23 protein-coding genes are annotated in these 23,362 nt (G+C 36.0%); 15 read left to right on the top strand and 8 right to left on the bottom strand.

The genetic code is table 11. The features are described from left to right. Positions 1–3 precede the first annotated feature (3 nt). Complete coding sequence (locus SJY30_RS04170) at positions 4–795, top strand: DUF1206 domain-containing protein (protein WP_396634343.1); 792 nt, start codon at positions 4–6, stop codon at positions 793–795. A 6-nt stretch (positions 796–801) separates the two neighbouring features. On the opposite strand, the gene SJY30_RS04165 is transcribed toward SJY30_RS04170, so the two are convergent. Beyond that, a complete protein-coding gene (locus SJY30_RS04165) occupies positions 802–2,103 on the bottom strand; it encodes a dicarboxylate/amino acid:cation symporter (protein WP_396634342.1) in 1,302 nt (433 codons plus the stop codon). Positions 2,104–2,164: 61 nt separating this feature from the next. Beyond that, positions 2,165–3,229: a chorismate synthase gene (gene aroC / locus SJY30_RS04160; protein ID WP_396634341.1), complete on the bottom strand. Its 1,065-nt coding sequence runs from the start codon at positions 3,227–3,229 to the stop codon at positions 2,165–2,167. 227 nt (positions 3,230–3,456) lie between these two features. Between aroC and SJY30_RS04155 the strand changes: the two genes are divergently transcribed. Next, complete coding sequence (locus SJY30_RS04155; RefSeq protein WP_396634340.1) at positions 3,457–4,323, top strand: UDP-2,3-diacylglucosamine diphosphatase; 867 nt, start codon at positions 3,457–3,459, stop codon at positions 4,321–4,323. Positions 4,324–4,326: 3 nt separating this feature from the next. Here the strand turns inward: SJY30_RS04155 and SJY30_RS04150 are convergent, their stop codons facing one another. Then, positions 4,327–7,242 carry an FAD-binding and (Fe-S)-binding domain-containing protein gene (locus SJY30_RS04150; RefSeq protein ID WP_396634339.1) on the bottom strand — a complete coding sequence of 972 codons (2,916 nt, stop codon included), beginning with the start codon at positions 7,240–7,242 and terminating at the stop codon, positions 4,327–4,329. Positions 7,243–7,332: 90 nt separating this feature from the next. Between SJY30_RS04150 and SJY30_RS04145 the strand changes: the two genes are divergently transcribed. Next, the gene (locus SJY30_RS04145) at positions 7,333–7,812 is read left to right on the top strand and encodes a hypothetical protein (RefSeq protein ID WP_396634338.1); all 480 of its coding nucleotides are present in this window, start codon (positions 7,333–7,335) and stop codon (positions 7,810–7,812) included. A gap of 103 nt (positions 7,813–7,915) precedes the next feature. Further along, positions 7,916–9,034 (top strand): redoxin domain-containing protein, encoded by a 1,119-nt coding sequence (locus tag SJY30_RS04140; RefSeq protein WP_396634337.1) that lies wholly within the window; start codon positions 7,916–7,918, stop codon positions 9,032–9,034. Between the two features lie 72 nt (positions 9,035–9,106). On the opposite strand, the gene SJY30_RS04135 is transcribed toward SJY30_RS04140, so the two are convergent. Both SJY30_RS04135 and SJY30_RS04130 read right to left on the bottom strand, forming a co-directional pair. Then, positions 9,107–10,762: a hypothetical protein gene (locus tag SJY30_RS04135; protein ID WP_396634336.1), complete on the bottom strand. Its 1,656-nt coding sequence runs from the start codon at positions 10,760–10,762 to the stop codon at positions 9,107–9,109. A 127-nt stretch (positions 10,763–10,889) separates the two neighbouring features. After that, positions 10,890–11,540, bottom strand: a complete 651-nt coding sequence (locus SJY30_RS04130; protein WP_396635306.1) for a rhomboid family intramembrane serine protease — start codon at positions 11,538–11,540, stop codon at positions 10,890–10,892. A 57-nt stretch (positions 11,541–11,597) separates the two neighbouring features. On the opposite strand from SJY30_RS04130, the gene SJY30_RS04125 reads away from it, so the two are divergent. Further along, on the top strand, positions 11,598–12,494 hold the full coding sequence (locus tag SJY30_RS04125) for a lysophospholipid acyltransferase family protein (protein ID WP_396634335.1): 897 nt from the start codon (positions 11,598–11,600) through the stop codon (positions 12,492–12,494). 64 nt (positions 12,495–12,558) lie between these two features. On the opposite strand, the gene glmM is transcribed toward SJY30_RS04125, so the two are convergent. Further along, positions 12,559–13,947, bottom strand: coding sequence for a phosphoglucosamine mutase (gene glmM, locus SJY30_RS04120; RefSeq protein WP_396634334.1), 1,389 nt, complete (start codon positions 13,945–13,947; stop codon positions 12,559–12,561). A 95-nt stretch (positions 13,948–14,042) separates the two neighbouring features. Between glmM and SJY30_RS04115 the strand changes: the two genes are divergently transcribed. From SJY30_RS04115 to SJY30_RS04085, 7 genes are all read left to right on the top strand, one after another. Next, entirely contained in the window at positions 14,043–14,639 is a 597-nt protein-coding gene (locus SJY30_RS04115; RefSeq protein WP_396634333.1) for an ACP phosphodiesterase, read from the top strand. 86 nt (positions 14,640–14,725) lie between these two features. Beyond that, positions 14,726–16,393, top strand: a complete 1,668-nt coding sequence (gene ggt, locus SJY30_RS04110) for a gamma-glutamyltransferase (RefSeq protein ID WP_396635305.1) — start codon at positions 14,726–14,728, stop codon at positions 16,391–16,393. A 74-nt stretch (positions 16,394–16,467) separates the two neighbouring features. Beyond that, positions 16,468–17,166, top strand: a complete 699-nt coding sequence (locus SJY30_RS04105; RefSeq protein WP_396634332.1) for a hypothetical protein — start codon at positions 16,468–16,470, stop codon at positions 17,164–17,166. Positions 17,167–17,244: 78 nt separating this feature from the next. Further along, a complete protein-coding gene (locus SJY30_RS04100; RefSeq protein WP_396634331.1) occupies positions 17,245–17,439 on the top strand; it encodes a hypothetical protein in 195 nt (64 codons plus the stop codon). A 48-nt stretch (positions 17,440–17,487) separates the two neighbouring features. Next, positions 17,488–17,841 carry a hypothetical protein gene (locus tag SJY30_RS04095; RefSeq protein WP_396634330.1) on the top strand — a complete coding sequence of 118 codons (354 nt, stop codon included), beginning with the start codon at positions 17,488–17,490 and terminating at the stop codon, positions 17,839–17,841. A gap of 140 nt (positions 17,842–17,981) precedes the next feature. After that, positions 17,982–18,236: a hypothetical protein gene (locus SJY30_RS04090; RefSeq protein ID WP_396634329.1), complete on the top strand. Its 255-nt coding sequence runs from the start codon at positions 17,982–17,984 to the stop codon at positions 18,234–18,236. A 9-nt stretch (positions 18,237–18,245) separates the two neighbouring features. After that, positions 18,246–18,407 carry a GNAT family N-acetyltransferase gene (locus tag SJY30_RS04085; protein ID WP_396635304.1) on the top strand — a complete coding sequence of 54 codons (162 nt, stop codon included), beginning with the start codon at positions 18,246–18,248 and terminating at the stop codon, positions 18,405–18,407. Positions 18,408–18,416: 9 nt separating this feature from the next. Here the strand turns inward: SJY30_RS04085 and SJY30_RS04080 are convergent, their stop codons facing one another. Continuing rightward, complete coding sequence (locus SJY30_RS04080) at positions 18,417–19,184, bottom strand: XRE family transcriptional regulator (protein WP_396634328.1); 768 nt, start codon at positions 19,182–19,184, stop codon at positions 18,417–18,419. Between the two features lie 139 nt (positions 19,185–19,323). Between SJY30_RS04080 and SJY30_RS04075 the strand changes: the two genes are divergently transcribed. The 3 genes from SJY30_RS04075 (at position 19,324) to SJY30_RS04065 (ending at position 22,184) form a co-directional block, all read left to right on the top strand. Next, positions 19,324–20,583, top strand: coding sequence for a putative DNA modification/repair radical SAM protein (locus SJY30_RS04075; RefSeq protein ID WP_396634327.1), 1,260 nt, complete (start codon positions 19,324–19,326; stop codon positions 20,581–20,583). A 208-nt stretch (positions 20,584–20,791) separates the two neighbouring features. Continuing rightward, positions 20,792–21,568: a TIGR03915 family putative DNA repair protein gene (locus SJY30_RS04070; RefSeq protein WP_396634326.1), complete on the top strand. Its 777-nt coding sequence runs from the start codon at positions 20,792–20,794 to the stop codon at positions 21,566–21,568. Between the two features lie 211 nt (positions 21,569–21,779). Further along, a complete protein-coding gene (locus tag SJY30_RS04065; RefSeq protein WP_396634325.1) occupies positions 21,780–22,184 on the top strand; it encodes an OsmC family protein in 405 nt (134 codons plus the stop codon). 13 nt (positions 22,185–22,197) lie between these two features. On the opposite strand, the gene SJY30_RS04060 is transcribed toward SJY30_RS04065, so the two are convergent. Beyond that, positions 22,198–23,202 carry a sugar kinase gene (locus tag SJY30_RS04060; RefSeq protein ID WP_396634324.1) on the bottom strand — a complete coding sequence of 335 codons (1,005 nt, stop codon included), beginning with the start codon at positions 23,200–23,202 and terminating at the stop codon, positions 22,198–22,200. Between the last annotated feature and the right edge of the window lie 160 nt (positions 23,203–23,362).

The following is a 23,362-nucleotide window of genomic DNA, read 5'->3' as shown; positions in this document are numbered from 1 at the left end:
ACCATGAATCGAAAAATAAAGAAATTAGCCTTGATTGGTTATGTAGCAAAAGGAGCGGTATATATTACAACGGGTATTCTAACATTTTTGACCACTATTGATATGGGTGGTCAAAAGGCAGGTAAATTATCTACTATTGATTATTTGGAACAACAAAGTTTTGGTGCATCTATTGTTATATTATTAGGGCTAGGGCTGTTATGCTATGCTTTATGGCGATTATTACAAGGTATTACAGATCCCGAAGGTATTGGTGCCGATCCTAAAAATATGGCTAAGCGGATTGGCTTTGCGATAAGCGGAATCATTTATGCTGGTCTGGGATTTATAGCTATTGCTGACGCATTGGATTTAAATCTCTTTTCTGGAAACGAAAATTCAAAATCATCTTTTCTTACCGGTACTACAGGTTCTTTAATATTCATGGGAATTGGGATTGGATTAGGTTTAAAAGGTATATATCAATTCATCAAGGCATTTAAAGGTGAATTTCTTGAACCATTTAAAATAGACTCCCTTGCTTCTATCAATAAAAGAAAATTTATCAAAAGAATTGGTTATGCAGGTCTCATTTCTAGAGGCATTGTAACGAGCATTGTCTCCTATTTCTTCATTAGAGCAGCAATAAATATCAAAGAGTCAGGCTCCGAAGAACTTAAAGGCACTTCAGAGGCTTTCTTTTTTATCCAAAATCAAATGTTTGGCAAATATTTGTTAGGTACGGTAGCTTTAGGCTTGGTTTGTTACGGACTGTTTATGTTCAGCACGGCCGCTTATCGCAGATATGATGACTAAACCAATTTATTTTTTGTAATTATCATCCCAATTCTTGACTTTCGGTTCGTTTAACTTACCTACCGATTTTGCTACCATCATAGAAACAGATGCATCTCCAGATACATTTATGACCGTTCTGCACATATCTAAAGGTCTATCTACGGCGAATATCAATGCCAGACCTGCTTCAGGTATACCTGCCTGAGCAAGAACTATGACCAACATGACCATACCGGCTCCTGGTACGGCAGCACTACCTATAGAGGCTAAAGTCGCTGTTACGATTATACCTAATTGTGCGGATAAACTTAAATCCATACCAAAAGCTTGGGCTATAAAAACAGCAGCAATGGCTTGGTATAAACTTGTTCCATCCATATTTATGGTAGCTCCGATAGGGAGTACAAAACTTGTTACTTCTTCATCTACACCTAAGTGCTCTTCTACCCTTTCCATCGTTACCGGTAAGGTGGCGGCGCTTGAACTCGTAGAAAAAGCCAATAGCTGAGCCGGTGACATACCTTTCATAAAAGTACTGGGAGACGTTTTGGTAAAAAGCCAAACCATTATTATGTAAACCCCTAGCATTAGCGAGAGCCCAAGAACAACACAGAATGCGTACCAGGCCAAGGCTTTGAATAAATCTAGACTTGGCGATTCTACGATCAGTGCAGCCAACAAGGCAAAAACACCATATGGCGCTGCAAGCATTATTAAATCTATGAGTTTTAGAATGACTTCATTAAATCCATCAAAGAATTTTTTAACCGGTGTTGCCTGCTCTTCGGGTATTAAAATAAGCCCTATACCAAAGAAAATGGCAAAGAAAATAACTTGTAGCATGTTTCCATTATCAGAGGCTGCTGCAAAAATGTTACTTGGCACCAAATCTTCCAAGGCTTGTAAAGGACCAGCTTCCTTTTGTTTTTCTGCCTTACTTTTAATGGCATCGGCATCTCCTTTATAGTTATTTACCAACTCTATTCTAGTAGCCTCTGTAATCGAAGAACCAGGTTTTACTACGTTTACGACACCTAAACCAATGGTGACCGCTATCACCGTTGTAGCTATATAAATACCAATGGTTCGCCCGCCCATTTGAGAAAGTTTCGATATATCCTTTAAATCGGATACCCCTTTTATTAAGGATCCTAATATGAGAGGAACCGCAATAAGCTTTAATGAGTTGATGAAAATATTGCCAAATGGTTTTATCCAATCCGAAATAAAATTTGGTCCCCAATCTAACTGAACCATAGCCAAAGCAAATAACACTCCCGCTAGCATACCTATTAGAATTTGCCAATGCAACTCAAGCTTCCTCATATAATAATTAGTTTAGGGAAGTAAGATAGTATTTTGCCTTTAAAAGTGCTAAAAACGTACCCTATAATTTAATGGTACGGTTAAGAAGTGTATAGTCTGCCAATACTAAAGCCGTCATAGCTTCCACTATTGGCACTGCTCTTGGCACTACACAAGGGTCATGCCTGCCCTTACCTTGAGTTTTAACGGTATTGCCCTCTTTATCAATTGTTTCGTAACCTTGTATAACGGTAGCCACTGGTTTAAAGGCCACATTAAAATAAATATCCATGCCGTTACTTATACCGCCTTGAATACCACCACTGTGGTTGGTCTTGGTAGAACCGTCATTATTAAACTGATCGTTATGTTCGCTACCTTTCATCTTAACTCCCTCAAAACCACTACCGTACTCAAAGCCCTTAACTGCATTAATAGACAACATGGCCTTGCCCAACTCTGCATGCAATTTGTCAAAGACGGGTTCCCCTAAACCAATTGGTACATTTTTGGCAACACAAGTAATGATTCCGCCAATGGTATCTCCGTCTTTTTTAATGGATTTGATATATTCTTCCATTTTAGAAGCCATTTCTGTATCAGGACAACGCACGTCATTTGTTTCCGTTAGCGATAAATCCAATTCAGTGTAATGCTTGCCCAAACCCATATCCCCTACTTGAGATACAAAGGCCTGTATTTCTATTCCTTTCAAAAACTGTTTTGCTATGGCACCTGCCACTACTCTACTCGCTGTTTCACGAGCAGAACTTCTACCACCACCACGGTAATCCCTAAATCCATATTTTTTATCGTACACGTAATCTGCATGCGATGGCCTGTATGAATCTTTGATGTGACCGTAATCCTTGGATTTCTGATTGGTATTGTGAATTGCAAAACCAATTGGCGTACCCGTAGTTTTCCCTTCGAATATTCCAGAATAAAACTCTACTTCATCTGGTTCCTTACGTTGGGTAACAATGGCAGATTGACCAGGTTTACGACGATTAAGGTCATTTTGTATGGCCTTAAAATCAATTTCTATTTCAGATGGACAACCATCAATAACTCCACCAATAGCTCTTCCATGAGATTCTCCAAACGTGCTTACCCTAAATATGTTCCCAAAGGTATTTCCGGCCATAATAACTATGTTCTAAATGATATATTACTGGTTGTAATATTTACAATTCAACTAGACTCAAAGGTAAATCTTAAATGCTGGAAAGAAAAATTTAAAAAGTGGTTAATGTTAGCTTAACCTTACTCTTTTGTGATAATAATTATTTAACGTTATCATTAGATAATAATGACCACTTAAGTGGTTGTACAATGTACTGTTAGGTTTAGTTTTGTTTAAAAATTATCCCCTTGAAAAAACGCAGACTCGAAATTGTAGTTTTATCAGACGTACACCTAGGATCTTATGCATGCCATGCCGAAGAATTATTAACGTATTTATCAAGTATAGAACCTAAGACCCTTATTCTTAACGGAGATATACTTGATGCAAAGAAAATGCGCAACAATTATTTTCCGCCCTCTCACCTAAAAGTGATCAAAAAAATATTCTCGTTGGCAGCAAAGGGCACCGTTGTTCATTATATTACTGGTAATCGTGATGAACCTTTTCGTAAAATAGACGACATATACATGGGGGCTATACAAGTTTCCAATAGACTTTCCTTAAAACTTAACGGTAAAAACACACTATTTTTTCATGGTGATATTTTTGACTTTTCATTTCGCCATTCACATTGGTTATTAAATTTTGGGGGATTTGGTTTTGACACACTGTTAAAACTGGCAAAATTAAAGACTAAAGGATTGGCATTATTTGGAAAGAAAAATAAACCTTTCTCTAATCCAGAATTAATAAATGGCAATCGTGATCCCGAGCAAATTGCATTGTTCGAAAAAAATGTTGCCAAAATGGCCATTAAACAGCATTATGACCATGTCGTATGTGGACATAGCCATGCCCCTAACAAACAACTTTTTGAAACAAAAAAAGGAGAGTGCTTATATCTAAACTCAGGAGATTGGGTTAAGCATATGACAGCCCTTGAGTATTCATTTAAACGTTGGAAACTATACCGCTATGAAAATGACAAGCTAACTTCTTTCTATATGGATGAAGAATTAAAGGCTATGAACATGAACGAACTTATAGCAACGATTACACAACGTAAGCAGAGGGAAATAAATCAAAAAGAAAGAAATGGTCTTAACGACTAGGTATTACACTAAAGCTTCTTTCAATATACTTACCGGATGTTTTGCTATTCTCTTGGTACCATCAAATATTTGATGCCTACAACTAGTACCGTTGGCTGCAATTATTGTTTCAGCGGATGATTTTTTTACAGCTGGAAATAATTTTAAAGACCCGATTTTCATACTGGTTTCATAATGTTCTTCTTCATAACCAAAAGAACCCGCCATGCCACAACAACCAGATGCAATAATGGTGACCTTGTAATTCGTAGGAAGATTCAAAACATCAAACGTAACTTTTTGATTACTCAATGCTTTTTGATGACAATGGTTATGAATTTTTATATCTCTATCTTCTTCTGTAAAGTCGGATGAATTTAAATTTCCATTTTCAATTTCTTTTGCCAAAAACTCTTCTATCAAAAATGAGTTATCGGCTATTTTATTCGCTATTTCTTTATTCGATGTCATACGTTTGTATTCATCTCTAAAAGACAAAATGGCCGACGGCTCTAAACCTAAAATAGGCAAACCTGCATCTGCAAACTTTTTTAATTCTTGGGTATTCTTAATCGCCAACTTTTGAGCTTGCTTTAAAAAGCCTTTTGAGAGAAACGTTCTTCCACTTTCTGCATAGTATAATTCAATTTCGTAGCCAAGTTTAGATAATAGCTCAATTGCATCTTTACCTACTTCAATATCTAAGTATTTAGTGAATTCATCTATAAATAAAACGACTTTACTCTTTAACTTAGTCGACTGACCACCATATTTTTGTAAGTGTTTATCGAAATTAAAGCTATAAACCTTTGGTAAGGTTCGTTCTTTAGCCACTCCGCTAGTCTTTTTCAATAATCCACCAAGAATTTTGGAATCATAAACAGCATTTGTTAAACCAGAAACCTTACTCCCCAATCCATTTAACTTGGTATTATACGCAAATAATTTACCTCTTAAAGAGTACCCGTTAGCCTCTTGATATTGATATAAAAACTCTGCTTTTAAAGTGGATACATCTACGTTACTTGGACACTCACTTGCACAAGCCTTACAGCTTAAACAAAGATCAAAAGCTTCTTTGATTTCTGGACTGTCAAAACTATTTTTCGCCAAACTACTTGGGTTCGTCAAAAACTCTCTCAAGGTATTTGCCCTGCCTCTAGTAGTATCTTTTTCATTTTTGGTTGCGTGGTAACTTGGACACATGCCACCGTTCATGTGGTGGGTCTTTCTACAATCACCACTTCCATTACATTTTTCAGCTGCTTTTAATATCCCTTCGCTATCCGAAAAATCCATCAAGGTCTCTATCTCCGGTTCTTTACGGTCAACCTCGTACCTAAAAGACTTATCCATAGGATAGGCATCTACAATCTTACCTGGATTAAAAATACCTTTAGGATCAAAATAAGTTTTAATCCTTTTAAGAAGTTCATAGTTCTTATCACCTATCATAATAGGGATAAACTCCGCACGAACGATACCATCACCATGCTCTCCGCTAAATGAACCCTTATATTTTTTAGTCAATTTGGCAACATCTGTGGTTATGTTTCTAAATAAACTTACATCTGTTGACTTTTTAAGATTTAGAATAGGTCTTAAATGCAATTCACCAGCACCTGCATGAGCATAGTATACCGCGCTCTGACCATAACCTTTCATAATTACCGAAAACTCCGTAATAAAATCCTTTAGATCCGGCAGGGCTACCGCAGTATCTTCTATGCAGGCAACGGCTTTCATATCCCCAACAATATTTCCTAACAGACCCAACCCTGCTTTTCGCAACTCAATGGCTTTTGGTATTTGATCACCATATAGCACAGGATTGGAATAACTGAGTCCAGATTTGGCTATAGTCCGTTGTAATGATGCTACAGCTTCTTTTAGTTCAGCTTCTGTGTGTGCAGATACTTGTAGCATTAATAACGCAGCTGGGTCACCTTCTACGAAAAAACGGTTTGCCAATTGCGCCCTGTTATTCTTTGTACAATCTAAAATGACTTTATCCATCATTTCACATAATTGTAATGGATGTTCCATAACAGGAACTACATCCATTAAGCAATCTTGCAAAGAGGTATAATGCGTAACTACCATTACAGATAATGCCGGTGGAAGATCATCTAATTGAATCGTTATTTCAGTTGTAAAAGCTAAGGTTCCTTCACTGCCACACAGCAATTCTGCCATATTAAAATAAGGCAATTCCCCTCCTAGCACAACTGATTTCAATAATTCGTCTACAGCATATCCAGTACTTCTTCTATGAATTTCAGGCTTAGGAAAATGCTCTTTTATTTCAGATGCTATATCTATATTATCTAGCTCTTTAAAAATATTCTTATAAAGTGATGATTCAAGTGAACTACCTAGCTGTTTTTGCTTGAATTCGGTTGCTGTTATCCTTCCAAACTCAGCTTCGCTACCGTCTGAAAGTATGGTTTTCATTGAAACAACCTTATCTCTGGTTACCCCATATTGTATAGATGTAGTACCAGAAGAATTATTACCTACCATACCACCTACCATACACCTATTAGAGGTTGACGTATTGGGTCCAAAAAACAATCCGTATGGCTTTAGATATTGATTCAGCTCATCTCTAATTACCCCTGGCTGAACTGTTACTTGTTTCTTAACTTTATCCAGACTTATGATTTTGGTAAAGTGTTTTGACACATCGACCACCAAACCATCACCCACACATTGCCCTGCCAAAGAAGTACCTGCCGTTCTAGGTATAAGCGAAACGTTTTGCTCGTTGGCAAACTTTATTATTTTTTTGATATCATTTACGCTTTTTGGAAAAGCAGCTCCTAACGGTATTTTTCTATATACCGAAGCATCTGTAGCGTAAAGAGTTTTGGTGAGATTGTCAAAACGGACATCTCCTTCTATATCTTGTTGTAACTTTGACAGCGAATTATTATTCAACGTAACACAATTTTGATTGCTAAATTAAGTTTTATTGTGTGAGCTACATTACAAATAGCCTCATTTTTCATCACAAAAAAGAACAACTATATGAAGATTTTAAAAGGTATTACCGTATTCATTTTTATGGCAACCTGTTCGCTATCTGCCCAAGAAATCGCGAATCATGCCTTAGGATTACGTTTAGGAGATAGCGACGGTTTTGGTGCAGAGGTCAGCTATCAAAAATCATTAACACGAGACACAAGACTTGAATTTGATCTAGGATGGCGAGATAGCAGAAATTTCAACGCCTTTAAATTAGCCGGCCTTTACCAGTGGGTACGACCAATAGAAGGTGATTTTCAATGGTATTACGGAGTTGGAGGCGGATTAGGAAGTGTGGATTTTCCTGGTGACGATGGCGGGCTATTCGTTTTCGCAGCCGGTGATATCGGTATAGAATATAATTTCGATATTCCTTTGATTCTATCTTTAGATTTTAGACCCGAATTAGGGGTTACAGGCTATAACGGGTTTTCCGATAATTTTGACTTTGATATCGGACTCGGTATACGCTACCAATTTTAACACCGAATATTTTATTCTTAAAAAGACCTTTGGCCATTGCGTTAGAGGTCTTTTTTTATATCCTATATATAAGTACATTTGCAACTTAACCTAAGTGAAATTTATGAAACATAGTATTTTAATACTGCTTGCAGGAGCCTTATTGTTCAGCTGCAACTCAAAACCAGAAGGGTTTACGCTCAATGGTAAATTAAGAGGCGAAATGACAGATGGCACTCGTGTTTTCTTGAAAAAAATAGGAGAAAACAATCAACCAATGGAAGTTGATACCGCCACTACGACAAATGGTGAGTTTACTTTTACCGGAAAATCCGATATCCCAGAGCTTCATTACATATTCGTTGAACAATTACCTGGGTATACCGCTGTTATACTTGAAAACGGAGAGATTCAATTTAGCGCACAAAGAGATAGTATGGGCTTTGCAGATATAAGCGGAACTTTTCAAAATGACACTTTCGCAGATTATATGGAGCAATCAAGAGAGATATCTCTTCAAGCACAATCTATACAACTAGATATGAAATCTGCATCTGGAGAGTCTGCTTTGGCACTACAAGATGAAATGAAAGAACTTCAAGAAGAGTACAAAACTTTTGAATTGGACTATGTAAAAAGTCACCCTAAGGCATTAATTTCAGCTTTAGTATTAGATAGAGCCGTTGCTACCAAAGCAGTTGAACTAGAAGAAGCCGAAGAAATTTACAAAACGCTTTCAGAAGAGATCAAAAACTCTAAACCCGGAAAGCAAATACAAAAAGGTATTGAAAAACTAAAGGCTTCTGAGGCTGCTGGCAAAAACTCAAGCATTGGCGCTAAGGCTCCTGAATTTTCAGGTCCTAGTCCTGACGGAACCGAACTTGCCTTAAAAGATGTAATGGGAAAAGTCACCTTAATCGATTTTTGGGCAGGATGGTGCAGACCTTGTAGAGCTGAAAACCCTAATATCGTTGCGGTTTACAATAAATACCATGACAAAGGTTTAAACGTTTTAGGTGTTTCTTTAGATAGAACCGAAGAAGCTTGGAAAAAAGCAATTGCGGAAGACGGATTGGTTTGGAACCACATCTCTAACATCGCATACTTTGATGATCAAATTGCCAAGCTTTATAATGTTGATGCCATACCCGCTGCATTCTTATTGGATGAAAACGGAGTTATCGTTGCCAAAAACTTAAGAGGTCCTGCACTTGAAGCTAAAGTTGCCGAACTTTTGAATTAAGATATTAGTATAAATGAAAAAATCCCCAAGGTGAATGCCTTGGGGATTTTTTTTGTTTATATTTTATTCTATTTAGAACTTATTATAATAATCATTGAACGTTCCGGTAATGGTTGCGCCATTGGCTTTCGATACAGAACCCCATATGGCAGCTATAGGATTATCACCCAAGAACTCCAATGTTGCTCCTTCCTCTAAAATTATATCTCCATATACAGCCATGGTACCTTCAACCCTAAGTGTTGATCCGGCTTTAACGATAACATCTCTTTGACGATTTGCCCTACCTATGACGATAGTACCGTTCATCTCGAATAAACCATTTTCATTTATAGTCAAATCTTCTTTAACCGTCCAAGAACCACATAGTAATAAAGAACCGTTAACGGTAATCGAGTTAAATCTTTTTGAACCTGAAAATGCTTCCTCATTTCCTTGAGCAACTGTATAGGTAGAGCCACCGCTAAATGTCGCTAAATTTTCACAGCTACTTACTAAGCTTTCTGTCGGTCTATTCAATTTTATAATTTGAAAACCTGATTTTCCTGATGCGGCAAAAATATAATCACCTTTAGACGCTACATAATTAATTGAGCCTGTTAGCTCAATAACACCTACGGCAGAAGCATCACTACCCATATTCTCAGACAGACTCAATCCACCAGCTCCATTTGCCATCAACAAAATATCCTCGTTAACCGCAACACCATTGGTAACAATTTCACCTGGCTCTGCATTTTCAGGACTTGTAAGTATGGGTAGATAATCTATAAAATTACCTGACGCTGCACTGTAGACACCGGCTCCTTTACTACCTTCAGAAACAATAATTTTGTCATCTGAGAAATCTAGGGTTCTTTTAGCATCAATACCGAAATCAGAATCTATACTTATACTTCTAACTTCATTTAAAGTTACATCTAAGAAACTTACACCGCTTGCCGCATCTAACACAGCCATTTCATTTCCATTATACGCCACAGAACGTAAATCTGAAAAAGCGGCTTCACTTATAACACTTAAATCATTTTTGTCATAAACTACAACAAAACCATTTTGCCCACTGGTTACCACTGCTTTGTTATCTATAATACGAACATCTGTACCATTAAAACCTTCTTGAAAAGCATATGTTATATTGGATGTATTAATTCTACCACCACTAACCTCTATTTTAGCGATTAAGGAATTTGCTGTAGCCGTAACAGATTGTTCAGCATCTACACCACCTGCAACATAGATGTAACCATTATCGTAAGCAATGGAATTTAAATCTGCATTGGTGTAATAAACCCTAGATGTTACTACAGGATTATTAGGGTCGCTTATATCTATTACATCTACTGCTCCTACATAATCCATACCAACGGTATTGTAGGATACATAACCGTAATTACCATCTAAAACTACATGTGTAGCTGCTAAGTTCTCACCATTAGTGAACGATGGTGGTGCAATTTGAGCAACTAAGGTAAGCGGATAATCACCGGCCTCTTCTTTGCCCGTTAAACCGGATCTTTTTGCACTGTTTGTTGGATCTTCATAAATATCCAATACTCCGGCACGCTCGAAACTAACACTATTATCAAGCTTAGATTGATTCGTTTCGGTTACTAAATTATCTTCTGGATTTTCAAAAACTGTGGTTTCATCACTACAACTTGCCGCAAAAAGCGAAACGAAAATAGTGTAAATCCATACTTTTCTTACAGATAAGTTTGATTTCATTTTAATTGGGGTTTTTCAACTAACGACCCCTACCGCCCTATTGTTGTCTATATACAGGGAAAAACGATGAAATACACATTTTTAAGGTAAAATATACACTTTATCTATAAAATCATTAAAAAGTAATCTAAATCTTACCCATTTTCTCTAAAACCAACAGCAACAAAATAGGTAAAGCAAGTAAACCAACCATAAGGGTATCTGTTTGCAATAAACTAGGCATAAATAATAGTGTAGTCAAATAACCTCCTATTGCACCACCAAAATGTGCAGTATGCCCAATATTACCCAATCTTTTTTTCATGCCATAAATAGAATATAACAAATAGCCAATACCCACAACATAAGCCGGTACAGGAATTGGAATAAACATTATGCCCAAACGCATCTCTGGCTGAAGTAGAATGGCGGAATATAAAACACCGGTTACCGCACCACTCGCCCCCACAGCCGAATAATAGGGTTCGTCTTTATGAAAACTCAATGCTAGCAGACTACCGCCTAAAAGACTTACACCGTATATAATCAAAAACTTTGTAGTATTAAACCAATTGATAACAACACCTGCAAAGAAAAAAAGAGTCAACATATTAAAAAGCAAGTGAGAAACATCTACATGTAAAAAGCCCGAAGTTGCCATACGGTCTTTTTGCCCCGCCTTGATCGCCCCAATACTGAATTTATATCGCTCGAAAAAAGTGGTATCGTTGAAACCCTTTATCGACACTAATACATTTGCCGCTATTATCGCTATGGTCGCTATATCCATGTTGTACATTGTCCACCCTTTATTTGGCGTCAAATATAGTTATATTTGCCCATAATTTTTTTGAGAATGCAACTATTGGCCTTTGTTTTAATCTATCCGTTTTTATGGGTAGTTTCTATTTTGCCACATCGACTATTTTACGGTTTATCCGATATTGCCTGTTTCTTCATATACCGTGTATTTGGTTATAGAAGAAAAGTGGTTCAAGAAAACTTAAACTTGGTATTCCCCGACAAGTCTAATGAAGAACGCCATCGTATTGAAAAAGATTTCTATAAACACCTTTGTGATATGTTTTTAGAAATGGTAAAAACAATGAATTTAAGCAAAGAGGCCGTTGCCAAAAAATACCACCTTGTTAATCCAGAAGTTTTACTGGAGATAGAAAAAGAACGAAGCATTATTATTTTATGTGCACATTATGCCAATTGGGAATGGAATGTTAGCATCAACAATTATGTTAACTCTAAAGGATATGCGGTTTACCAAAAAATCAACAACTCTTATTTTGATAAATTTATCAGAAAAGTAAGAGCACGCTGGAATACCACTTTAATAACCCAAGCACAAACTGCAAAAACGGTTATTCAGAATTATAGAAATAATATTAGAGCGACTTACGGTATGGTCAGCGACCAATCTCCACAAGCGCACAAAGCTCATTATTGGACAGATTTCATGGGTATCACCGTACCAATTTTTAACGGCGGAGAAGCTTTGGCACGCAAAACCGGATTGGCTACCGTTTTTCTAAAAGTAAGTAAGGTAAAGCGCGGGCACTACAAGGCTGAGTTCACCCCTATTTCCATAAATAGCAAAGAAACCAAAGAACATGAAATTACGAACAAATTTTTAAGACTTACCGAAGAGCAAATAAGAGAACAACCAGCATATTACCTATGGACCCACAAACGATGGAAACATAGGGGTAAACAGCCAGCAGCATTTGCCGATGTTCTTTAAAATGAATAAAAAAACCGGAAGTAGTTGAACTGCTTCCGGTTTTTTATATCAACTGGTTTTAAAACTATAAACCTGCTATAGCCTTTATTTCTCCGATTATTCTATCTGCAAGACCATCTGCTTCGGTCTGACTTTTAGCTTCCGTATAAATTCTAATAATAGGCTCTGTATTAGATTTTCTAAGATGCACCCAGTTTTCAGCAAAGTCAACCTTTACACCATCAATCGTAGAAATTTCTTCAGCAGCATACTTCTCTGCCATAGACTTCAAAATGCCATCCACATCCAAACCAGGTGTTAACTGAATTTTCTTTTTACTCATAAAGTAGCTTGGGTAGCTCGCTCTAAGCTCTGCCACTGTACCACCTTTTTCAGCCATCAACATTAAAAATAACGCTGTACCTACCAAAGAATCTCTACCGTAGTGACTTTCTGGGTAAATGATACCTCCATTACCTTCACCACCAATAACGGCATTATTCGCTTTCATTTTAGTAACTACATTGACCTCACCTACTGCCGCAGCTTCATAGGTACCACCGTGTTTTTGTGTAATATCTCGTAAGGCACGAGAAGATGAAAGGTTAGAAACCGTATTACCTTTGGTTTTGCCCAGTACATAATCGGCACAAGCAACCAGTGTATATTCTTCTCCAAACATTTCACCATCGTTACTTATAAATGCCAAACGGTCAACGTCTGGATCTACAACGATACCGAAATCTGCTTTTTCTTTAACTACTAAATCGCAAATATCTTTTAAGTGCTCTTTTAATGGCTCTGGATTATGTGGAAAATGACCGGTAGGCTCACAATACAACTCAACCACTTCCACTCCAAATTCCTTTAAAAGTTTTGGTATCGCAATTCCTCCTGTAGAATTCACTCCATCAACCACAACTTTAAATTTCGCTTTTTTCACCACTTCGGTATCTACCAAAGACAGGTTTAAGACTTCATCTATATGTATATCGATATAACTGCCATTCTTGTTTATTTCCCCTAAATCATCGACATCTGAAAAATCAAAATCTTCTTTTTCTGCTATTGCCAAAATTTTAGCACCTTGGGCAGCATCTAAAAATTCTCCTTTTTCATTCAATAGTTTAAGTGCATTCCATTGCTTCGGGTTATGACTTGCGGTTAAGATGATACCACCATCAGCATTCTCCATGGGCACCGCTATTTCAACGGTTGGAGTTGTAGATAAATCTAAATCTACCACATCTATACCTAAACCTACCAAAGTAGAAACTACAAGGTTTTGAATCATTTCGCCAGACAAACGTGCATCACGACCAATAACGACTTTCAACTTATCCTTTTTAGAATAGTCTTTCAACCAAATTCCGTAAGAAGCCGCAAACTTTACTGCATCAATAGGTGTAAGATTGTCTCCTGGCTTTCCTCCTATGGTTCCTCGTATTCCTGAAATAGATTTTATTAGTGTCATATAATCTTAATAAGTTTTTTGCAAATATAAACGTATCATACTAATCACTATTGCCCTTCTTTGTAAATTCGACACTACAAGCATAATTTGATCCAATGAATTTCTTAGCACATATTTATCTCTCTTTTAATGATAAAGAAATAACCATAGGTAATTTTATAGCTGATAGTATTCGTGCCAATAAATTTGAACACTTACCTACTAGAGTTCAAAACGGTATAAAATTACATCGATATATAGACTCATATACCGATTCTCATCCAATACCTAAAATAAGCAGCAAACGCCTTCATGCAAATTATAGCCATTACAGTAGGGTTATCGTTGACATTTATTACGATCATTTTTTAGCCAAAAATTGGTCTACATATTCAGATGTTCCATTAGATATTTTTGTAAATGATTTTTATGACCTTTTAGAAGACAATTTCGAGATATTACCTATTGGTGTCAAGAAGATGATGCCTTATATGATTACCGACAATTGGATTTTCAATTATTCTAAAATGGACGGAATTGCTCGTGTACTGAACGGTATGAACCGTAGAACGAACAATAAATCTAAAATGAATTCTGCAATCATTGACCTTGAAGAGCATTACGATGCTTTTGAAGCAGAGTTTACCGAATTCTTTGAAGAGCTAATTACTTTTTCAAAACAAAAATTCAAATCATTTACAAATAAAAAATAATTATTAAAATATATGAACCAATATTTTAAACTCAATTATTTAAACTATAAATTTAACTAACTATGAACCAACTAAAATTAGTATTAATGCTTACCGCATTCGTAATTTTTAGCAGTTGCAAAGAGAATCTTGCAACACCAACAGGCACAGTTACCGAAAAAGCAATGGTAGTATCTGCTCGCGAAGAAGCCTCTAAAATAGGTAGTGATATTATGGAAAAAGGCGGTAATGCTTTTGATGCCATGGTAGCCACAGAAATGGCTTTGGTAGTCGCATATCCTTTTGCGGGAAACCTTGGCGGCGGAGGATTCATGGTATATAGAAAAGCAGATGGTGAAGTCGGTGCCTTAGACTATAGGGAAAAAGCTCCTTTATCTGCACACAGAGACATGTATTTAGATTCATTAGGTAACGTAATTCCCGGTAAAAGTACTTTAGGCGCCACTGCCGTTGGTGTACCCGGTACAGTTGCAGGTATTATTGAAGTGCATAAAAAGTTTGGTTCACTTCCTTTAGAGGAAATCATGGCTCCGGTGATTGCTCTAGCTGAACGTGGTGTAGTAGTTACCGCTAATCAAGAAAAACGCTTGGCTAGTCAACGAGATAAATTTATAGAAGTTAACAGTGACAGTACTAAGTTTGCTACAGAATTCAAAACAAATGACACTATTAAATATCCTGCATTGGCAAATACATTTAAAAGCATTGCAAAGTATGGTAGAGACGGATTCTATAAAGGTGAAGTAGCTCAAAAACTTGCCGCTTTCATTCAAGATAAAGGGGGGTATATTACTGAAGAGGATTTAGAAAAATACCAGGCGGTATGGAGAGACCCAATTACATTCAATTATAAAGACCTGCATATCATTTCTATGAGCCCGCCCAGTAGCGGTGGAGTAACCATCAACCAAATATTCAAAATGATGGAAAATTATGACGTTGCTAAATTTGGTCACAATTCTCCAAAAATGATTCAATTATTCACAGAAGCTTCTAGAAGAGCTTATGCTGACAGAAATTACTTTTTAGGTGATCCTGACTTTGTTGAAATTCCGTATGATAAATTATTGAGTGACGATTACCTAGCCGAAAGAATGGCTGATTTTTCTTTTGACAGGGCTACTAAATCTTCTGAAGTTGAACATGGCAATATAGAAATCGTAGAGAGTATGGAAACCACCCACTACTCTATTGTAGATCAAGAAGGTAATGCCATATCGGTCACCACGACACTTAACGGCGCTTACGGCTCTAAATTATATTCAGATGAGCTTGGTTTCTTTTTAAACAACGAAATGGACAATTTCAGCTCTAAAGCAGGCGTACCCAACATGTTTGGTCTTGTAGGTGCCGAGGCAAATAGTATTGCTGCAGAAAAAAGAATGTTGAGCAGTATGACCCCAACTATTGTTGAACGTAATGGCAAATTATGGATGGTTGTCGGAACTCCAGGAGGATCCACAATAATTACCGCTGTGGCACAAACTATTTTAAATGGATATGAATTTAAAATGAGTATGCAAGATGCCGTCAACGCCCCTCGTTTTCATCATCAATGGTTACCGGATATGGTCATTTTTGAACCGGACGGATTTTCTTCTGAATTAAAAGAAGAAATGAAATCTAAAGGATATATCATTAACGAAGAAAGAACACCTATTATAGGTAAAGTCGATGCTATTCGAGTTTTAGCAAATGGCAAACTTGAAGGAGGCGCAGATAAACGTGGAGATGATGCCGCTGTTGGTTTTTAATCAACTCTTAATTTGATTTTATTCAGGTTTTAAATTTTATACAACAATTTATTATTGAAATATTTAAACACATTATGCTAAAGAAATTATTTAAGTTATTAGGTATCCTTTTTTTACTAGCTGCAATAGGCTACGGAATATTATATTACCTCTATAACGAACCTTTGCCCACCGGAGAATCTGGACCAGAAGCTGATGCTTTGGCATACAGAATGTTCGATGCACTTAATTATAAAAATTATAACAACACAAAGGTATTGGAATGGTCTTTTAGAGGCGACCACCATTACATCTGGAATAGAGAGAAGGAGATTGTTACCGTTTCTTGGGACGACATTGTTGTTCAATTAGATTTAATAACCCCTTCTTCAAGTACAGCAACTATTAACAATGCATCTGTTGCTTATGAAAAAACACAAGATTTAATTGAAAAAGCACAAAGTTATTTTAATAATGATTCTTTCTGGCTTGTAGCTCCATTTAAAGCTTTTGACCGAGGTGCCGAACGATATTTAGTGGATATGGAAGATGGCTCAGAAGCATTATTGGTTACATATACCCAAGGCGGTGATACCCCGGGAGATTCTTATATGTGGATTATTGAACCTAGCGGAAGACCTAAGAGCTTTAAACTTTGGACAAAAATCATACCTATTGGCGGTGTAGAAGCTACATGGGAAGAATGGGTAAAAACAGAAAGCGGCGTCTTTTTACCTACACAACACAAACTTGGTCCACTCTCTATTTCTATGGGCGAAGTTAGTGGGCGATAACCACTATGATATTGCTCCAAAACAAAAAATAATAGGGCTTACTGAGTTAGCTTAGGACACCAACATAAAATCATTTTCATGCAAGATTATAAATTTCCATTAGATTTTACTTTCCACATTGGCACTTTATCAAATGATTTTTCGGCCGTAGACGCCAATGGAAAAATGGTTGCGTATGTAAAGCAAAAGCTTTTTAAATTCAAGGAGAATGTAGGTATTTATAAAAATGACAGTAAAACCAATTTACTATACAATATTAAAGCTGATAGGTGAATTGACTTCCCTGCATGCTATTCCTTTTCTGACCCTACCGGTAAAGAGTTGGGTAAAATAGGTCGTAAAGGATGGGCTTCTTTATGGAAAGCGCATTATGAGGTGTTTAATCAAAATAAACAATTAAAATTTACCATTAGAGAAGAGAACGCCTGGGTAAAAGTAATGGATGGTTTGGTTGGTCAAATTCCTATTATCAACCTATTTACAGGTTTATTTCTTAATCCCGCTTACTTAGTCATCAATGGAAATAATGAGACAGTGGTGCGCTTATCTAAAGAAAAATCATTGGTTGGTCGCCGTTTTAAGGTTAGTGAAGTAAAAAAACTGAGCGGTAATGATGATGATATTATCATAATGAGCTTAATGATGATGGTATTGCTAGAACGTCGTAAAGGCTAAACCCCTGTAAGTTATTAACATATACCCCCTTTGACTTTAAAAGTATACGAAGCTTGAGAAATCATTTTAGAATTTTTTAGAAGACTACCTAAATGATGAAAAATGAAGTAATTTTAAGTTCTTAAAGAAAATTTTAGGTTATGGAAATTAAATTAATCACACTCAATGAAGTCACATCAGACATTCAATCTCAACTTACGGAACTATATAAGCAATTAAATGCAGATTTGACGCAATTGGATATTGCGAGTGCATTATCTGATTACAACACCACTGAGGCCGTAATCTGTATGGATGAAGATAAATTAGTCGGTATTGCTATGATGGCAAAATACAAGGTAGTATCCGGTCATAAAGGTATGATAGAAGACGTAGTTGTTTCCTTTGACTATTGAGGTCAAGGCATTGGAAGAAAGCTAATGGAAAAACTACTAGAACAAGCAGAATCATCAAAACTAGATGATGTATTATTATTTAGCGGTCACCACAGAACCGCTGCAATTTCCCTATATAAAAGTTTAGGATTTAAGCTGAAAGAAAGTGGAATGTATATTAAAAAATATTAAAGCTATAGTTTAATTAACCTTCTTAACGTGTTGTAATTGATCTTTTAACTCTTTCATAGACTCTTGCAATTGTCGTAGTAGTCCGCTATCGGTAGTAGCATCTACATTAAACGTTATTTTACTACTTACTTCCCAAATTTCTTGAATTTGAAAAGGCTTAATATCATAAGGTGGATATGTTTCGTTCAAAGAAATTAATGTTACATTATTTGAATTTGGTCGCTTCTCAACCTTTTTAACCATTATAGAATCTTGTAAAACTACCACGTACATTTTATTCGCGCTTATATAGTCTATATGTTCAATAGCCCTAGCTAAAACCCACTCACCCGGATGTAAATTCGGCAACATACTATCACCCTCTACCTGAAACCCGCGATAAGTTGCATTTCTAAATTCTGGAATAGGTAAATCAAAAGCCGGTAATTGTTGATACCAACTGGTATCGGAAATATTTTGTGGATATCCTGCCGCTGCTTTCGCATTCACCAAAACCATGTTATCCCTTTTCGCCGAATCTACCGTTACCACCTTAGGTATTACGCTTGTCTTAGACGTCTCTAAATACTGTTCCTCACTCTCACCAAATAACCACAATGGGTTGATCTTAAACTGCTTTAATAATTCTGAAACCACCTTACCGGAAAGTTTTGTTCTACCTCGTTCTATATCTGCAGTTGTACTAGAGACTCCGATTAACGTAGCAAAATCTGCCTGTGTATAACCCAGTTCCCGTCGTAAATCCGTAAATCGTTTTAATGTCAATTCGTTTTCCATAATATAGCTTGGTATCAATCAAGTATTTAGCATTCTTGATACTTCAAATATAGTGATTATGGATTATATCCAAAATATTATTTGGATTATTTCCATAATTAGGAATTATTCCATAATTTTGGATTAATTACAAATTGATATGGATTTTAATAGAATAAAGGAAAAATTAAATATACTCGCGGATGCCGCTAAATATGATGTGTCTTGTTCTAGTAGCGGTAGCAACCGTAAGAATAAGGATAATGGCTTAGGAGATACCGGAAACGGAATTTGCCATACATATACAGAGGACGGTCGCTGTGTTTCTTTATTAAAGATCCTACTGACCAATCATTGCATTTTTGATTGCGCCTATTGTGTAACACGTAAAAGTAACGACATACAACGAGCTGCTTTTAAAATTCAAGAGGTGGTGGATTTAACCATCAATTTCTATAGAAGAAATTACATAGAAGGTCTGTTCTTAAGTTCTGGTATATTTAAAAGTGCCGACCATACGATGGAAAGACTAATTGCTGTGGCTAAAAAATTGCGTGAAGAAGAAAATTTTAACGGATACATTCACTTAAAGTCTATACCAGGCGCCAGTGATGAACTAATGTACGAGGCCGGTTTGTATGCTGATCGTTTGTCGGTCAACATCGAAATCCCCACTATCTCCGGCCTTAAACTATTGGCTCCAGACAAAAAACATGAAGATTTCATTAAACCTATGCAAAAAGTAAAAGATGAAATTATTCGTTATAAAGAAGAGCGAAAAATTATTAAAAGCACTGCCAAATATGCCCCTGCTGGGCAAAGTACCCAAATGATAGTAGGCGCAACTGGCGAAAGTGATAAGGATATCATGTACTCTGCAACTCATTTTTACAAGAATTATAAAATGAAACGCGTGTATTACTCTGGTTACGTACCCATCTCTACAGATAGCAGATTACCTTCCTTAGGTTCCGAAGTTCCAATGCTTCGTGAAAACCGACTATATCAAACAGATTGGCTACTTCGTTTTTATGGTTTTAGCGTGAACGAAATCTTAGATGCGGACAATCCTAATTTAGATATGGATATAGACCCCAAACTAATGTGGGCACTTAGAAACCTAAATTATTTTCCTGTAGACATTAATAAAGCCGAACCACGAATGTTAGCAAGAATTCCTGGAATAGGAATGGGGTCTGTTCATAAAATTATAAGTGGTAGAAAGTACCGTAGTTTAAACTGGGAACATCTTAAAAAAATGGGAATAGCGCTTAACCGAGCTAAGTATTTTATCATCTGTAATTCCAATGATTGGGAACGAAGAGATTTAGATGCTTCCACGATAAAGGGAAAGATATTACAATCTCAAAATGGAAAATTCAAAAATCAATATAACAATCAATTATCATTATTTAACTAAAGTATAACTTAATAAATATTTTCGACTATGGAAAATCTAAACAACACTCTTGATTCACAGAATTTATCAATTTTTAGTACTGTGGTTGACCGTAGTCAAAGTCAAATTTTAGCCCTGGGATACCAAATGGTATTATTAAAAACTAAAATTAAGAAAAGGCTAAAAATTGTATCTCGAATCTTTTTCTTCAACTTCTAAAACTGTTTATATGAATACTTCAAAAACTTTAGTTTACGATGGTAGTTTTAATGGTTTTTTAACCGCTGTTTTTGTCGGCTTTGAACAAAAATTATCTCATGCCGATATTCAAAAAAACAGTCAATTTCAAAGTGGACTGTTTGCTGATACCGAAACTATTTTCACCAATATTGATAAAGCACAACGCGTTTGGAACGGTGTGCTAAAAAAAAGTAATTCGGCAATAAAGAACATATACTTTGCTTTTTTAAGTGAGCAGAATAATATTGAGGCCCTAATCTACCATTATATTCAAAAGTTAATGGGAGGCAGGTATCTAGGCGCTACGGATTTTAGCGATGCGGGTGTTTTAAAGATTAACCAATTAGCGCATAAAGTAGGAAGAGAAAAGCATAGAATGGAGGCTTTTGTACGGTTTCAATTGACCAAGGATGATGTTTATTTTGCCAATATAGAACCAGATTTTGACGTGTTGCCATTAGTATCCAAACACTTTAGAAATAGATATGCGGATCAGCAATGGATTATATACGACCTAAAACGCAAATATGGTATTTTTTATGATTTACAAACCGTAGAAATTATTTCGCTTGATCTTACTGATATTCATACTAACAGTATGGAGAAGAGCGATGCCTTTACCCATGAAGAATATGAATATCAAGACTTGTGGAATAACTACTTTAAAAGCACCACCATTAAATCTCGTATTAATACCAAATTACATGTACAACATGTACCAAAGCGTTATTGGAAATACTTATCTGAAAAAAAGGAAGCGGTATAATATATAAAGAAACGGACTTATACACTATATTCTCATGTTAATACCAAATTTTCTCTAACAGACAATTAAACCTTTTCTTCGCTATACTCCTATTAAAACTTATGTGGTGATATAAATCATCTTTTAATTACAACCATACATGTAAATTTGATATTTATAATACTTATGAAAGCAACCTAGACTGTAGCTTTTTATAAAAATTAGCTTTACCATGCACTATCAAATTTCTGCCACTTCCGTTTTTAACAATGATGCAAGTATACTTGTTAAAGAAGCCAATATTAACTTTGGCACTACCGTTAAAACGGCAAACGGTCTTCCTAATCCTGCAGAATTGTTCTTAGGTTCATTTGCTGCTTGCATGCTTAAAAATGTAGAGCGCTTTTCTGAGATGATGAAGTTTACTTATAAACGAACAACATTAGAGGTAAAAGCAGAAAGACTTGATAACCCGCCTAGAATGGATAATATAGTGTATAGTTTAACCATTTTTAGCGACGATATTAAATTAAATACATCGCTTTTGAAAAAGAATATTGAAAAACACGGCACAATTTATAATTCTGTAAAACTATCATGCAATATATCGGGTACGATTAATACCATTCTCCAATAAAAGAAGCTTTAAACTATCGCTTAAGTCTTCCGGTAATATTTCCTGCAATTATATTATTGACCTCATTAACGGTAGCAAAATTGACGTCTCCTTCATAGGTATGTTTTAAAGCACATGCAGCGCTGGCAAACTCCATAGCTTTATAATCTTCATATTCTTGTAACCCATAAATTAGTCCTGCCGCAAAAGCATCTCCCGTACCTATACGATCAACTACATGGGTAATGTCAATATCTTCGGTTTCCCTAAACTCATGACCGTTCCACATTCGTGCTCTTATTTTATGCCAAGAGGAGTTCAGAGACGTCCTTATTTTATCGAATACTTTTTCAATACTTGGAAATTCTTTCATTAACTGCTTGCTAGCCTCAATAAAGTCATCATTTTCATAACCAAAGTCCGTTCCTAAAACCTCGTTGATTTCATTTACACCTCCAATAAATATGGTAGAATAATTTAGTAGTTCTATAAGTGCTTCTTTAGGGTCTTGACCATATTTCCATAAACCACTACGGTAGGTTGGATCAGCAGAAACAGCTAAACCTTTTTCCCTAGCTAATTTTAAACCCTCTTTTAATACGTCAAAAGCTCCTTGAGATAAGGCTGGTGTTATCCCTGTCCAATGTAACCATTCGCCTCCTTCCAATGCAGTTTCCCAGTTAACTTTAGATGAATCTATTTCAGAAAATGCGGAATGGGATCGGTTATAAGAAATCATGCTAGGTCTAATTACGGCTCCCACCTCTAAAAAGTAGACTCCCAAGGGTCTTTTAGATTTAACTACCGCTGATGTATCTACTCCAAACTTTTGAATATAGGTCAAAGCAGTATCTCCAATAAAATCATCGGATACGGCACTAATATGTTTTACATTCCCTCCAAAATTAGAAATGGAAATTCCTACATTCAATTCTGTTCCTCCAAAAAAAAATTCAACAATATTAGATTGAACAAACTTCTTATTACCCCTTGGTGAAATTCGCATTAATACTTCACCGAATGTAATGACCTTACCCATAATATAAATTTTATCCTAAAATAGCCATTGCACAATTAAAAACCATAGTTGTTAAAAAATATATCAAAACAAGAGATAAATGAATGATATCTATGCAACAAAACTGTTATGAAATACTACAATTTATATAATACCTATGTTATAAGTGCAACCTTCTTCC

Origin of the sequence: Maribacter sp. R86514 (assembly GCF_044597005.1) — a bacterium.
Taxonomy (GTDB): Bacteria; Bacteroidota; Bacteroidia; order Flavobacteriales; family Flavobacteriaceae; genus Maribacter.
The sequence above is the reverse complement of the archived record's forward strand: the minus strand, read 5'-3'. Positions and strand labels throughout refer to the sequence as shown.